9 protein-coding genes and 1 pseudogene are annotated in these 15,228 nt (G+C 36.2%); 4 read left to right on the forward strand and 6 right to left on the reverse strand.

The window, feature by feature from the left end; all coding sequences use genetic code 11:
• Positions 1–290: 290 nt before the first annotated feature.
• A complete protein-coding gene (locus tag BC008_RS11565) occupies positions 291–2,765 on the forward strand; it encodes a tetratricopeptide repeat protein (protein WP_027844565.1) in 2,475 nt (824 codons plus the stop codon).
• A 119-nt stretch (positions 2,766–2,884) separates the two neighbouring features.
• Here BC008_RS11565 and BC008_RS11570 read toward each other — a convergent pair whose 3' ends face one another.
• The gene (locus BC008_RS11570; RefSeq protein WP_027844564.1) at positions 2,885–3,973 is read right to left on the reverse strand and encodes a Rieske 2Fe-2S domain-containing protein; all 1,089 of its coding nucleotides are present in this window, start codon (positions 3,971–3,973) and stop codon (positions 2,885–2,887) included.
• Between the two features lie 262 nt (positions 3,974–4,235).
• Here BC008_RS11570 and BC008_RS11575 point away from each other — a divergent pair, with 262 nt between their 5' ends.
• Complete coding sequence (locus tag BC008_RS11575; RefSeq protein ID WP_058183524.1) at positions 4,236–5,174, forward strand: GUN4 domain-containing protein; 939 nt, start codon at positions 4,236–4,238, stop codon at positions 5,172–5,174.
• Between the two features lie 85 nt (positions 5,175–5,259).
• Here BC008_RS11575 and BC008_RS11580 read toward each other — a convergent pair whose 3' ends face one another.
• The 3 genes from BC008_RS11580 to BC008_RS11590 all read right to left on the reverse strand — a co-directional run bounded on the left by BC008_RS11580 (position 5,260) and on the right by BC008_RS11590 (position 10,414).
• On the reverse strand, positions 5,260–6,183 hold the full coding sequence (locus BC008_RS11580; protein WP_027844563.1) for a helix-turn-helix domain-containing protein: 924 nt from the start codon (positions 6,181–6,183) through the stop codon (positions 5,260–5,262).
• Between the two features lie 101 nt (positions 6,184–6,284).
• A complete protein-coding gene (locus BC008_RS51285; RefSeq protein WP_027844562.1) occupies positions 6,285–9,080 on the reverse strand; it encodes an AAA family ATPase in 2,796 nt (931 codons plus the stop codon).
• A gap of 158 nt (positions 9,081–9,238) precedes the next feature.
• On the reverse strand, positions 9,239–10,414 hold the full coding sequence (locus tag BC008_RS11590) for an ATP-binding protein (protein ID WP_058183523.1): 1,176 nt from the start codon (positions 10,412–10,414) through the stop codon (positions 9,239–9,241).
• A gap of 292 nt (positions 10,415–10,706) precedes the next feature.
• Here BC008_RS11590 and BC008_RS11595 point away from each other — a divergent pair, with 292 nt between their 5' ends.
• The gene (locus tag BC008_RS11595) at positions 10,707–11,087 is read left to right on the forward strand and encodes a hypothetical protein (protein WP_407657049.1); all 381 of its coding nucleotides are present in this window, start codon (positions 10,707–10,709) and stop codon (positions 11,085–11,087) included.
• A 248-nt stretch (positions 11,088–11,335) separates the two neighbouring features.
• Positions 11,336–14,335: a M16 family metallopeptidase gene (locus BC008_RS11600; RefSeq protein WP_153009565.1), complete on the forward strand. Its 3,000-nt coding sequence runs from the start codon at positions 11,336–11,338 to the stop codon at positions 14,333–14,335.
• A 46-nt stretch (positions 14,336–14,381) separates the two neighbouring features.
• On the opposite strand, the gene BC008_RS11605 is transcribed toward BC008_RS11600, so the two are convergent.
• Complete coding sequence (locus BC008_RS11605) at positions 14,382–14,825, reverse strand: leishmanolysin-related zinc metalloendopeptidase (protein ID WP_058183521.1); 444 nt, start codon at positions 14,823–14,825, stop codon at positions 14,382–14,384.
• 24 nt (positions 14,826–14,849) lie between these two features.
• Positions 14,850–15,228, reverse strand: a pseudogene (locus BC008_RS11610) (photosystem II q(b) protein); the annotation flags it as partial.

Genomic DNA, 15,228 nt, shown 5'->3' on the forward strand with positions numbered 1-15,228 from the left:
TCTGAATATATTCCTTGGGTCTGATAATGTATTAACCATCACCTTTTTGTATTTATTCAGCAAGCCCTACCTAGTCTGATTTATCAGACTTTTACTATGAGCCTGGGAATTTATTTCTAGGCAGATTATTGGACTAATTGAGAATTGTGCAAATTATCAGATTTACAGAATCTTATCGGAATCTTATCTGAAAAAAGCGGTCAAGCAAATGTAGACTAGATGAGGCTTCTTCCTCACATTAGAAAAACTGCAAGCTAAAAAACAAAAAAAACTACTCTCGTTACTAGCCAATGGAAACGGAAGCATTATTAGCATGGTTAGATACCATCATTCCCATTCAGACTGGGGAACGCTTAAATGAATTGGAACGAGTAATTCTCGAACAAGTTTGTTTGGGACGAAAGTATTTAGAAATTGCTGATACCTATGGCTGTACCGAAGGACATGCTAAGGATACTGGCTCTCAGCTATGGAAGTTACTTTCTAAAGTCTTGCGAGAAAAAATCACGAAAAGGAATTGTCGAAGAGTTTTAGAGAAGTGTTTTAGGAAGGCTTATACTATATCAGGTTTATCAGATTATGCAAAATATTCTAGAAGTCTTAGATATTCCAAACATTCACAAATATCTCAGAGTCCTATCCAGTCGAAAGAAACAGAAGATGTAAATTTAGATTTAAATGTAGATAAAAATACAAGTAAAGCTAAAAATAAAAATACCAATATAAATTTAAATTTTATCGGACGCTCAGAAGAAATCCATCGTCTCAATAGTTTGGTTACTGAAGAAAATAAAGTAATTGTTATTCAAGGTGAAGGGGGTTTAGGTAAAACGACTTTAGCCCAACAGTATTTGCAAACCCAGGAGTTCGATCTAGTTTTGGAACTCCTAATGGCTAAGGAAACACAAAATATAACTCCCGCCCAACAGGTTGTGGAAGAATGGTTAAAACAGGATTTTCAAGAAGAACCAGGAATTGAATTTGGTGTCACCCTGGGAAGATTAAAGCGTCAACTTAATAACCGGCGAATTGGGATCTTAATTGATAATTTAGAACCAGCGCTCGACGATCGTGGTAGATTTATCGATCGCCATCGCAATTATGTAGAACTGTTAAGGATTTTAGCCGATGCAAGGGTGGAATCTGTGACTATCATCACTAGTCGCGATCGCCTGTGCGAACCAGAACTAAACGTGAAACACTATCGGCTTCCTGGTTTAGATATTAACGCATGGGAGAAGTTTTTCGAGTGCCGAAAAATAGAGATTGACTTGCAGACTTTATCTACGATGCATCGGGTTTATGGTGGTAATGCTAAAGCAATGGGTATTCTCTGCGGTGCGATCGGGGAAGATTTTGATGGTGATATGGCTGCATATTGGAAAGCAAATAATGCAGATCCTTTAGCAGTAACAGATTTAAAAAATTTAGCTGTCAGTCAAATTAACCGACTGAAAGTTTTAGATATTCGAGCATATCATTTGCTTTGCCGTTTGGGATGTTATCGCTACCAAGATGTACCTGCAATTCCGACGGAAGGATTATTATGTTTGCTCTGGGATGTACCATTAACAGAACACCATCAAATTATTGCTTCTTTGAAAAATCGTTCTTTGATTGAGTGTCATAAAGGTGAATATTGGTTGCATCCAGTAATTAGAGCGGAAGTTATTTCTCGTTTGCGCTCCAGTAAAGATTGGCAAAATGCTAACATTCAAGCTGCAAATTTTTGGACAGCGAGCGTACCAGAGATACAAAATATTAAGGATGCATTGCAAGCTTTGGAAGCTTATTATCATTACATAGACATTAATGCATTTGAATTAGCCGGTAAAGTTATTCTTAAAAGTAGAGATAACCAATGGGGTCAGTTTTTACCATTGGGAAGTACTTTATATCGTATGGGTTTAATTCAACCCGTAATGGCAGCAATTGACCGAATAATTCATAACTTAAATTCGGATCGTATTGTTAGCGAATTATATAATATTTTAGGAGACTTATTTTGGATAAATGGCAAAATCAATGCTGCGATTGAATGTCAGGAGAAAACAATTAATCTGGCTACAAGAGCATTAGAAAATCTAGTTCCTAAAGAAGATAGTAAACATGCTTTTTATTATTTTCGCATGTTAGAAGTTGATTCCCTACTGAGTATTGGCTTATATAAAATAGATTTATGGGAATTGGAAGCAGCAGCTAGTTTATTTGAGCGAGTTATTTATTTAGTACAAAATACAGATCATCATCCTTGGGCGGAAAAAGCTTCGATTTGTTTAGCCTTAGTTAGTTCTAATTTAGGATTATATGAAAAAGCTAAAGTATTAGCTGATGAAGCTTATCAAAATATTACGACAGAAGTAAATATAAAAAATAATGGTAGGATTTCTTATTTTCTACAAATACTTGGTCAAACTTATGTGAATTTAAAAGATTTTACTAAGGCGAATGAGATGTTTTCTCAAGCATTGAGTTTTGCAGAGAAAAGTCATTACACCCAAGTAAAGGCAAAAACTATTAATGGTCTAGCACAAATCTATCGTCAGCGAGGAGAGTTTGAGTTAGCTCTGATAAATCATTTTGAAGCAATCGAGTTATTAGAAAATATTGATGCAAAATGCGATATCGCAGAGTTTTACTTTCAATTAGGATTAACTTACCAGGAGATAGAAGAATCTGTTGAAAGTAAGATATATTTTGACAAAGCAATTCAATTATTTACTGAGATAGAGGCTCCCCAACAAGTTAAACGTGTTGTCAGTTAACAGTTAACAGTTATCAGTCATCAGTTAACAGTTAACAGTTATCAGTTATCAGTTAACAGTTATCAGCAACTTCTTACTCATTACTCCTTACTCATTACTCATTACTCATTACTCATTACTCATTCATACTTCCAGTTTTTCAGATAATTAATTGCTAATTCCGCAGGTGTATCGTTTTTAAGCGAAATCTTTTTATTGAAAGTTGGGTAAATATTATTTACTATAGATACATCTTCACCAATTACCTTGTCACGAAATTGATTTCCCAATTGAGGTAACCTAAGAAGTTTGTGCCACCAGGTATATTCAAAGTTAAAATAAGCATCTAAAGAAAATCTAGTTTTTGTTGGTGATTCCGGATAGAGATAACCAACTGCGACAAAAAGTTGTCCTTGAGCTATTTCATTGGTAAGAACAACTAAGCTTGGTAAAAATGTATTGAAACATTGAATCATGACATCATTTACCAATGCACTCATCTTATTATTTTTTGCATATTTATCATTTCGTTTATTTAAAAAAAGTTGCCAAGATATTTGATTATCTTTCTGGATCAGGTTATCAATTTTGATATCTTTTGTCAGCATGCTGTCCCGATGAATACCCGCGAAATGCTCCCCATCATGTGCATTCCATATAAATCGGAGGATATTATTATTTACTGATTCAGTAAAAGAATAAATATGATTGAGCTTACTTACATATAACTGGGAATGATATTTAGGTAAAAAAGGAATATCAGTATAGTCTGGAATTGGTATTTTTGGTTGAATTGGTTCAGAGACTAATTCCCCTCTCCTTTCTTCCCAATGAAGACCATAAGTCCACACCAAACCGTCGATAACTTTTAACGGTAAGACTGATTGGATCGGTTTGCGGGAAATATTTCCTTCGATAATTGCTTTCCCATCTCCGAAAAATTGAACTTTATTCCCGTGGTAAGGACAAGCTAAACAACTTTTTCCTTGAAAATCTACGATATAACCTCCATTAGCTAAATTAGATCCAGCATGGGGACAAATATTATCTAAAGCATTTAAATTACCTTCTTTATCTTTCCAAATTACGTAGTCATGACCCAGAAGAGTAATTAATTGGGGTTTATTAACTGCAAAACTTTCATATCTTCCCAAACACCAAGGAGCACCTTCATACATTTGGAGAGTTTCTATTTGAGTGTTTATTTGTGTTTTGTTTTCAACTTTCATTATTGCTGTTATTTATTTTTGTGCTGCTATAACGATAAGTATGAAAGTTTTTCTGGATGTCTGGCTTGTAAATTCTGAGTATTTTTGGATATTCTTATTATTTAACTATCGTCTTGTGTAAATTAACTTGATTTAAATCTTCAAAATCTTATTGGATAGGATGAAGGATTTTTGCAAAATCACTATATTTCATTTAGTTTTTTTGAGAAATCTGAGATTAGCAACTTGTATGCAGAAATATGGTTAACTTGCAGGGCAAAATATGCTTTTATCTAGTCAACAGCGTCAAAAACTACAAAATGCTTTAATTGATGCTTTCCCTGAAAAGATATTAATAGAGGAAATGCTATCTTTTCACTTAAATAAAAATTTGGACGCAATTGCTTCTGGAACTAATTTAAGAGAAGTTGTTTTTAAGCTAATAAAAAAAGCAGAATCCCAGAATTGGGTTGAAAACTTAATTTACGGCGCAATAAGGGAAAACCCTGGTAACCAGAAGTTAAAATGTGTAGCAAGAGCACTAAATCTTAATCTCTCTTCAAATTTTAATAGTGAACCTCAAAGTAAATTTTTAGAAGGAGAAGTAACTGATTCTGCATTATCAAAAATCCCTGTGACTGGTGATAAAGCATCCGAAGTAGGAGCAGACTATACTAAATTACGTCATTTACTTGAAAATAAAGAATTTGGAAAAGCCGATTTAGAAACATTAAGAATTATTCTTTGGATTACTAATAAACAAGAAGGAGAATACTTGAACGAAAAAGATATTGAAAATTTTCCCAAATTAGATTTGCATACAATTGACCGACTTTGGCTGGTAAGTAGCTATGAAAAGTTTGGGTTTAGTATTCAAAAACAAATTTGGATTGACAATGGTGGTAAACCAGGAGTTTTTGATAAGGAAACCTTTGAGCGTTTTGTAGAGAAGGTGGAATGGGGGAAGAAGGATAAAGTTACACCTGACCAAAGGGCGAGAAAGGGACACCTACCTTTAGGATTATATGTTGCATGTGGTGGTTCTAATTTTATGAAATTGTGGGCATCAATAAGTCGATACGAACCACAACTTCTACAAAAAATGTATCATAAAAAACCGGGGGCAGAACCGACTTCAAATAAAACTCGTAGACGGAAACTACAGAAACCAAAACCTCTACCAATAGATCTTTATCTCTCTCTTCTGTTCTCACATTCATAGATCTTTCAAGCCTACCGCATAATTCATATTATGATTCAGCAAAGCTCAAATTATATTATTAGTAAAACTTTTATTCTTGAAATTATTATTTACGAAACTCTTGTAAAAAGACTTTTGGTGTAACACCCACTAAACGCTTAAAATAACGATAAAGATGACTTTGATCTACAAAACCTACTTGAATAGCAACCTCAGCAATGGATAATTTTCCCTGTTTTAGTAAATCTTTCGCTCTTGCAATGCGACAGCGAATAACATATTGATGGGGTGTAATTCCTGTAGTTTCTTTAAAAAGTCGCGAAAAATAAGTAGGACTCATTTGCACACAACTTGCTAATTCTTTTAAACTTAAATCGCCATCGAAATGAGCATAAATATAGTTAATAACTCGTTTCAATTTATATTTAGGTAACTTTCCTGTTATACATTCAGAAAAACTTCGGCGATCGCCCGAATAATTCTCTAATAAATGAAGGATAAGTGCATTAATCAAAGTCTCAGCATAAAGACGACTACCATTACCATTTTTAGTTAAAGCAGATTGAAGTGATAATCCAATTTGATGGACGAGTGGATCGGGAGTCGCAAACTGCGGTAAAAGTTCAATCCGGTCTGGATCTACAACTTCGTAGATAGTCTGAGCAAAAACCCTAGGCTCGATCGCAATCTTAACCGCACTAATTGGCTTATCCCACACCACTTGATGACTCATATTTGCTGGAACAATGACAAAATTCCCTCGGACATCCTCCTCTTGTACTAAACGTCCATCCATTTTTCTTTCTATTTCAGTGGATGAGAACGCTTCAGTAAAAATTCCTATGCAGTGTTGTTGGAAGGATATCTTGGATATTTCCCCAGGAGGATCTACATCGTAAACTATATCCAAATTATCCCAGCCCACAGACATACTAGAGATAAGAGGCGATCGCTTAAAAACACGTTTGTAGATATTTTCTTTATCTGTAATAAAATTTACTGATGAATCTTGCGATGAGTTATTCTTCATACTCAATTAAAATCTTAAAATTTTACAAGACACAGTTCATTAATTACGGGTAGAAAAATGGAATATACATTGTTTCAACGAAAGACCTCAAGTAAATAATTTTAAGCAGATTTCAAAAGCCACAGACGAAAGAGTTCCACAATAATTTGCCAGCTATCATCTTTTTGTGCAACTACATCATGGCGTTTGAGGGTTTTAAGTGCTTTCTGTAAATCTGATTCAATTATATCTGTAGCTGTAACTAAATTCTCAATACTTAATCCTTGTGGTTGGAAAGCAAGGGCTTTGAGTATTTTTTGTTGCTGGGAGACACCTCGTGCTGCTTGACCCCAAACACCGTCAAAATAATAACGTCCTTGGCGAAAGAAATTAGAATCATTGATGACTGTTTCTACATCTTCTGGGGTAAAGTTAGGATTGCGAGAGCGTCCTTGTTCAAAAACATAGTTATTATAACGACGGACTAACTGAAATCCGATTAACTGTACTAAATATGGTTGTCCGGATGTGAGATGATAAATCTTATCTAAGGCTTGTGGAGTATAGTCCAGGGGAAAATCTGGGTCTGGGTTAGCGAGAATTTGACGAGTTGCAGCACGACTCATAAAACCTACCCGAATTGGAATTACGCTCGCAAAGAAAGGTTGGAAATAATCTGCAGTCATTTCTTCCAAGGTATGTAAACCAGCGAATGCAAACGCAATTTGAGAATTCATCTGTACCAAACCCCTGAGAAATCCCATAAAATCTGCTGGAATTTTACCCGCATCAATTAGTTCTTCAATTTTTTCAAATTCATCTAGGGCGATAATTAAACCTTTTTTACCTCCCATAGATGTACTATTAGAACCGTCGTAAGTCTCTACATTTAATTTCTCTACAACCTGCTGCAAATATCTTCTAAAGGTAGGTAAAGGAAAATTGAATAAATCATCATTTCCTGGAGGGGGTATTTGCACAACTTGAGAAATTCCATCACAAATCGCCATTAACACTTCTACAATACCCTGGGGAGCATTTCCCACCTCTAACATATTGACATAAGCAACTTTAACTCCAGAACCAAGACAATTAGTTGCATTACGCAAGATTGAGGTTTTCCCCATGCGTCTGTGACCGTAAATGACTACGGACTGCAGTTGTTGACCCATCACCCACAGTTCTTCTAGTTGTCGGATAATATCCTCTCTTCCCATGAAGCGATCGCCTACTACCGGATCGCCCACAATGTAAGGATTACTTACAGGTTTAGTAATATTAACTTTACCAATATCACCGGTGAGATTGAGGAGTGATTCTTGCCAAGTTTGAGCAATACTAAGAATTAAGGCTTTTTCTGTCCTAGGTAAAGAGTTAGGATGGTCCAGTATATTTTTTAGTTCTCCCAATGCACGATTGAGTGCAAAAGCACGGGTTGCACGAGATACACTACGTTGTACTAATTGGATATCTTCAACCACACGATACAAACTTGCAATAGTTTCCCACGAATCGGAACGTAATAGAGGTTGGGATGGAAGAGGAAGTAATTCTATTTGGTTAATTTTATCGACTTCTTTTGCAGACTGAAAAACCTCTAAAATTTGAGCAAGAGTAAACATTTCTTCACCGTAGAGAAGAGAACGGGTATGTGCAAAAGCTTCTTGAGCAAGTTGGGGTTTTTGTACGTGTAAATACCAGAAACCAGCAGTTACTCTACTAGCAGGAGTATCTAAACGAATATCTGAAACTGGAGGGGGAAAAGATTTTTCATAATACTCAAGAGAAAATAACCAGAAACGTTTGGTCAAAGCAGACCTAATTAATTTAATAAAAGAAATAGAAGCGAAATTTATTATATTGCGATGATTAATAATTTCAGATAGACGAGAAACACGCCAGATAATTTGTTCTGATGGAGTATTCTTCAGCACCTGATTGACTGCTCGCGCAATAGGATAAAATTGCATTGTATATGCAAGTATTTCGTTGAGATTATGCAAACCTGTTTCCCAATCTTCTCTTAACCATTTTTGCAACTGCAAATTAAGACCAGGTAAAGGTAGGGGAGTTACACAGGGAATAAAACCATTCCGACTTTCAAACAAGCTTCGGTTAAAAATAAAGCCAATCAACCAATTATCTGGGCGAGGTATAAATAAAAACAAACTAGAAGCTAACCATAGCACCAATATCATGCCACATACTAGGAGTAACCCTATACCGACAGGTAAATCTGCTGAGAGAATTTTATCGAACGTTACTCCAAGTGCGACCCCTGTTCCCAAGCCTAGAATTACAACTGTTGTAATATCATATTCTTGCCAATCTTCCCTTATAAGCCATTTTCTGACTTTAGGTGATTTATAAGATATTAATTCAAGCGCTACTAAGAAAAACAATACGATGGACGGAACCACAAATATTCCAGATATCTGAGAAGGAGAAAAGTTAAGTTTGGAAAGATCTATAAGACTGAGGTAAACGGTAGTGGGATTGAGTAATAACAATACTAAAGCTTCTGCTACACTAACTGCTATGAGTAATGATGCAGCTTTAGCAAATTTCTTGGAGTTGATATACTGTAGAGCTATTCCTGGATATACAGTTATAGCAAAAAGTGCTTTTCCAGTAACTGTATCTACAAGCAAATTGATTGCAAGTACCAATAAAATACTTTGGATTAATAACTGTCGTTCAGTTGGATTGTCTGATATGAAATTCAACACACTTTTTCTATTTTGTTCCTGTTCAGAAACAGATCTACTTGCAAAAGTATCTACATACCACTGCAAAGCCCGAGGGAAGAATAATACCCAATATAAAATACGTAAATAATCTACTGGCTTCCATAAAGATAAAGGACGTTTAAGTTTTGGAGCCAAATCTAAACGTGGAACAGTATTTTGTTGCTTCATTGGTAGAATTAAGTAATGAGTAATGAGTAATGAGTAATGAGTAATGAGTAATAAGTAATGAGTAAAAATCAGAATCTAATTGCTATCATCAATTCCAGTAACTAATCGCCATATGGCTAACGCCACGCTACGCTAACACCGTAAGGTGCGGGCTCCCCCTAATCCCTAATCCCATCAACATAACGAGAATAAGTTTGATAACACAACCTCATTAATTCCCGAGGATGACCGCTACTTTCTTGTAATATTTGTTGAATTTCTGTCTCTGTGAACTTAATTTTCGTTATTGCGAGACGCGTTGCAATAAATTGACGTACAGTATTTTCGTTCCAAGGTGCAATTATTTCTTCCTGACAAACACCAGCTAAAGGTGATGTCTTACCTTCATCCTGACTATCGTTAAATAAATCGTTTAAAGATTCACTCGCAGCTAAAATTAAACGCAGAGGTGCAATACTTCCCTCAGCTAAACCACGTAGTTGATCGCGGACTTGACGGGTAAAACCTTCCCAGGTCATTTTCCCGACGTTATCTATAGCTAGGAGTATTCTGCGATCGCGGAGATTGCGAGTTAATGTATAGCCTTTGGCGCTGGGAATTCCAATCTCTTCACATAAAGCTGTATAAAATTCATTTTCATCATGAATCCAATTTAAATCTAAAAAAACTGACTCGCGGGATGAATGAAGAAAGTTACCGGCTTGTTGACAAATACTCCATAGGATAGATGACTTACCGATACCCTCTTCACCAATCAATGTGACACTACTACCGCTATTGAGAATTTCAAATATTTGCTTAATTTCTCGATCACGTCCGAAAAATAGTTGTGGGTCATCTACTCTACCAACCAAAGGAATAAAAGGATTAGCGAGAACATTAGGGCTTTTCTGCTCGAGCGCTACTTTTTTATTAGTTTCTTTCTCAGTAACTTTTTGATGGATAATGTCTGGACTAATAAACCCTTGATTTTTGGCTGCCGGATTTGTCGATCTAGAATCAATAGTAAGGCTCTTCCATTTCAAATACTTTTCTTTTAACCAAGCTTGAAAGAGTTTATCTTTAGCACTACTACCTTTGCGATCGTAATCTGGAAAGTGTTCTCGGTTCTCTTTAGGAGAAAAACGTTCGTTATATATTGTCCAGAGTTGTCTTCTGATAGTTTCTGGATCTGCTGGTAGGCGATCGTCTTCAAATGCTCGGTCTGCAACTTGTCTGTTGACTTTGACAGTTTCTTCGTCAGGAAATTTTGCAAGCATAATCGCCTGCTCCTTTTTACTTAAATCATATTCACGAAACACCTCCGAAATTAAAAATAGTTGCCAATTTTTCATGCTTGCGCCAAAGTTACCAAACTATTTAAAAAAACTAGCATTTATTTTCTTATTTGAACAGCAAGTATCACTAATATAAAAAACTTTTCCGCTATTTTTTGTGTCCGGAAAAATTTTTCCGTTATTTTTCAATTATCCGGAAAATATTATCTGGGACAGTCAACTTATTTGTTTGTATTATACAGATATCAAAGCAAACCAAGCATATTAATAGTAATTAGCTAAATACTATTAATAAAAATTGCTTTCCTCAGGCGATGTCAAAAATTAATTGTATATTCATAAGTTTAAAATGATGAAAAATATTTTTGTAAGTAGCTTATTATTAAGTCTAGTTTCCATTGTGACCCTTACAAATAACCAATTAGCTCAAGCGGAAATTATTTTGTTTGAAAACGAAGAAGATAAACAACAAGAATACAAAATTAAATACTGTCATCCTGTTACTCACGAGATTGTTAATGAAGATCCTGCGTATCACCCAAACGCTTATGTTGATGGGTATCGTCAAGGGAAAAGAAGTTTTCGTGGAGGGAAAGATTACAAACCTCGTACTGCTGGAGGTGAATTTGGTCGTGGTTTTGACGATGGTTATTTCGGTAGAGACTTTAAGGGTCAAAAAGTTACTGTACCCAATAAAGTTAGCCATTACACAACCATTAATTGTATATAACACTTCTTATTTACACCTTATGTGAATTAGAAGCTGAAATAACTAAATCTGTGAGAATAATCACAAACATGATTTAAGGCAGTTCTTGGAACTCTTGATATTACAAGGCTGAATTTAATTTACATTAGCCGTTATTTATAATGAAAGAAGTTTTGTCAATATACCCAAAAGCACGTTTTTCTTGTTACCTCGTTGGAATAATAAAAATCAATAAGTACTGAAATGTATCTAATTTCAAGGGTATAAAGATGAGCAAGCGCAGCAAAGTAAAATTAAATATTGTGGCTTTGCGTCAAGATTCTGAGTTAATTGATGTTATTAAAATGAAAAATAAAAATTCCCTTAAAATTAGAATAACGCCTGCAAGATTATCATTTTTCTCTACTATTATTGCTCGAACTTCAAGTACTTTTGCTGGAATATTATTTTTTCTTATCTCTATCTCTTTGATTGGTTTTGCCCAAAACAGTTATGCTCGGGATGTTACTCGAGGAGATATGGAAAGAAAAATCAAACTTCTTGGAGAAAAAACTGAATCCGTTTCAACAGATGTAAACGAGTCTGTAATTGCAAGAGGAATTAAGACCAATGCCCCAAAAGTACGTAAAACAATTTTAAAAAATGGTCTCACGGTACTAACCAAAGAAGTCAAAACTGCACCTGTAGTTACAGTACAGATCTGGTATGGTGTAGGTTCCTATGATGAAGCTGAAGGGGAAAACGGAATTGCTCACCTACTAGAACATATGCTGTTTGGAGGTACTAAGGAACGTCCAATTCAGTTTGGACATTTATTTAATGCCTTAGGTAGTGATATTAATGCTTTTACAACCTATAACACAACTGCCTACTATAACACCGTTGAACGAAATAAATTGCAAGCCCTGCTAACCTTAGAAGCTGATCGGATGCAGAATGCTTTAATTTCCCCAGAAAAACTGGAAGTTGAAAAACAGGTAGTAGTTTCTGAGATTCAAGGTAATGAGAACAGCCCAGAATATAGACTAAATCGGGCAGTGATGCAAGCGGCTTTTCCTAACTCTCCCTATGGTTTGACCGTTGTTGGTACTGAAAATGATATTGAAAATTTTACTGTCGAGCAGGTGGAAAGATTTTATCACAAATATTATAAACCTGATAACGCGACCCTAATCATTGTTGGTGATTTCGAGACAGAATCGACCCTCCAAGACATTAAAAAAATATTTGGGAAAATTCCTAAGGGAAATAGTTCAGTAGCAATAACCCAAAATTCAGGATCGCGTCCTATAACTACAAGTAATGTTAAATCCCCCATAATTCTCAAAGAACCAGGAAGTTTACCAATTCTACAAGCAGTCTACCCTTTACCTAACGCTAAACATCCAGATGTACCTGCGTTGCGATTACTGGATATTATCTTAGCTTTTGGGCGTACCGCAAGACTCTATAAACCATTGGTTAAATCCGGTATGGTGAGTGGAATTAGTGGAATACCAGCAAATATGAAATTTCAAAGTTGGTACACTTTAAGAGCTACAGCTATACGAGGACAAGAACTGACAAAAATAAACGAAACTATTCAGCAAACAATAGCTAAATTAATTACCAAGGGAGTGACCCAAGAAGAGCTAAAAAGGGCGAAGAAACTAGTTCGTGCTAATGTATTTTTAGGCAAACGTAATATTTCTAACCAAGCACAGCAGCTAGGTTATGACACCATCACAACAGGAAATTATAAGTTTACTGAAAGTTTGCTAAGGGATATTGAGAATGTTACTGCTTCTGACATTCAAAGGGTTGCTAAGATCTACCTCGACCCAAACAAAATGACATTGGGTTTTTTCGAACCCACACAGTTAGATCCAAAAGCAATTACCAACAATCAACCGATAGATACAACTCAAACCAGTTCTACAAACCAGCAGCTGAATCTTAACACTCCAGTGGATCCAGATTTAGTTGCGAAGTATTTACCTCCAATACCAAAACCAACTAAACAAGCGAAACAAAACTCACCGGAGAAAATAGTTTTATCCAACGGCTTGCAAGTTTTGCTTTTACCTGACTCCAGTACCCCAACGGTGTCACTAAGTGGTCACATAAATGCTGGTGATAAGTTTGATACTAGAGAAAAAGCAGGTCTTGCGGAATTGACTACAGTTAATATGATAAGTGGTACCAAGACAAAAAATACCTTGAACATTGATAAAATATTACAAGAAGGTTCAATTGGTTTAAGTTTTGCTTCGAATTTAGAAGGAGTGAGAATACGGGGTATCGGTTTGGCGGAAGAGTTACCCACGATGGTAGAAATCCTCGCAGATATAATAAAAAATCCCACCTTTCCAAAAAAGCAATTGGAAACTAGTCGTCAAAGACAGTTGGATCGGCTAAAAGCTGTAATGAACGATCCAATAGGTTTGGGAGAACGAGTATTCCAGCAGACTATTTACCCACCAAATCATCCATTCTCTAATTTAGCAACACCAGAAAGTATAAGTGGTATTCAACGCCAAGATTTGCTCAATTTTCATCAAACTCATTATCGTCCAGATGCAACCGTATTAACCTTTGTAGGCGATTTTGAACTGCAGCAGATCGAGCGTCTACTCCAAGAAAAGCTTGGAAACTGGAATGTTACTGGTAAATCGCCTAAATTAACTGTACCCGAGGTTCCCTTAGCACAGAAAATTACTCGCAAAAATTTAGATATGCTGGGAATAACTCAGTCAATTACTTACATGGGTTATATTGGCATTGATCGCAAAGATCCTCGTTTTTATGCAGCCCAAGTATTGAACAATATTCTGGGTGGTAACACTATAACCAGTCGTCTAGGTTCAGAAATTCGCAATCGTCAAGGATTAACTTATGGTATTCGCAGTTCACTAGAGGGTGGAAAATATGCAAAACCATTCATGATCGCAATGCAAACTAATCCCGAAAATGTTCGAAAAGCTATTGACTCCACCTTAAAAATACTTCAACAAGTTCGTGATCGAGGTGTAACCGAGAATGAAGTTCAAACAGCTAAGCAATTTCTAACCAGTCGCTACACTATCAATTTAGCAAATCCAGATTTTCTTTCAAATCAAATCCTATCTAACGAAGTTCTGGGGTTATCTCCAGCAGAATTAGAAGAGTACTCCGAAAAAATTGAAGCTGTGACTTTAACACAGGTCAATCAAGTTGCAAAAGAATTACTTCATCCAGATAAAGTAACTATTGTAACTGCAGGACCTCCCCGGAATCGCGCAAAGAATTAGATCAAAAGTTCAACTAAAACATTTGAGGAGCCGTAAATAAACAGGACTAGGTGAAAAAAGGATCTGCTGCGGCTAAGTTAACTTCATAACTAAGGTCTCCTAGAGAAGCTACGGTGAGGCTACTGAGAGGATTATTAACACCAGAATTAATAAATCCTGTCATCAACTCATTAGTCAATACCGATTCGCGCCAGTGTCCTTCGCGAGTTCCTTCTTCTCCCGTATCAGCAACAGGGACAGAGGACTCATTTAGCCCAAAAATACGATTATATTCAGCAGTAGCACGAGGACCAGTAAATCGCGGATCGTTAGTACCAGAACCAGTTACCAAATTTTTTTGTCTCCACAGAGTACCAATACCTAATACATGACCCATTTCATGTACGATTACATCTACAAGTTGTCCGCTTTGTTCTAGCTGCTCTAAATCTGCAGAGTCAAATTCCATGTTTCCTACTGCAGGTAAGCCAGAATCAGAGCAAAAAATCACCCCCCATTCCTGGAGAGTGATTTTCTACATTAAGTAATTAATTATNTTGATTGCGGGAGCGCTTACTGCTACAGGAGCTACCTCACCTGCAGCCAAGTCTAAGGGGAAGTTGTGAGCGTTGCGCTCGTGCATTACTTCCATACCCAAGTTGGCACGGTTGATGATGTCTGCCCAGGTGTTGATTACACGACCGCTAGAGTCGATTACAGACTGGTTGAAGTTGAAACCATTGAGGTTAAACGCCATAGTGCTGATACCTAAAGCGGTAAACCAGATTCCTACTACAGGCCAAGCCGCTAAGAAGAAGTGTAAAGAACGGCTGTTGTTAAAGGACGCATATTGGAAGATTAAACGACCAAAGTAACCGTGTGCAGCTACGATGTTGTAGGTTTCTTCTTCTTGA

This window comes from Mastigocoleus testarum BC008 (assembly GCF_001456025.1).
Classification (GTDB): Bacteria; Cyanobacteriota; Cyanobacteriia; order Cyanobacteriales; family Nostocaceae; genus Mastigocoleus; species Mastigocoleus testarum.

What these genes read in the sequence shown, in the direction of transcription:
- BC008_RS11565 (WP_027844565.1), top strand. Translation starts at nt 291, where the DNA reads ATGGAAACGGAAGCATTATTAGCATGGTTAGATACCATCATTCCCATT.
- BC008_RS11570 (WP_027844564.1), bottom strand. Translation starts at nt 3,973, where the DNA reads ATGAAAGTTGAAAACAAAACACAAATAAACACTCAAATAGAAACTCTC.
- BC008_RS11575 (WP_058183524.1), top strand. Translation starts at nt 4,236, where the DNA reads ATGCTTTTATCTAGTCAACAGCGTCAAAAACTACAAAATGCTTTAATT.
- BC008_RS11580 (WP_027844563.1), bottom strand. Translation starts at nt 6,183, where the DNA reads ATGAAGAATAACTCATCGCAAGATTCATCAGTAAATTTTATTACAGAT.
- BC008_RS51285 (WP_027844562.1), bottom strand. Translation starts at nt 9,080, where the DNA reads ATGAAGCAACAAAATACTGTTCCACGTTTAGATTTGGCTCCAAAACTT.
- BC008_RS11590 (WP_058183523.1), bottom strand. Translation starts at nt 10,414, where the DNA reads ATGAAAAATTGGCAACTATTTTTAATTTCGGAGGTGTTTCGTGAATAT.
- BC008_RS11595 (WP_407657049.1), top strand. Translation starts at nt 10,707, where the DNA reads ATGATGAAAAATATTTTTGTAAGTAGCTTATTATTAAGTCTAGTTTCC.
- BC008_RS11600 (WP_153009565.1), top strand. Translation starts at nt 11,336, where the DNA reads ATGAGCAAGCGCAGCAAAGTAAAATTAAATATTGTGGCTTTGCGTCAA.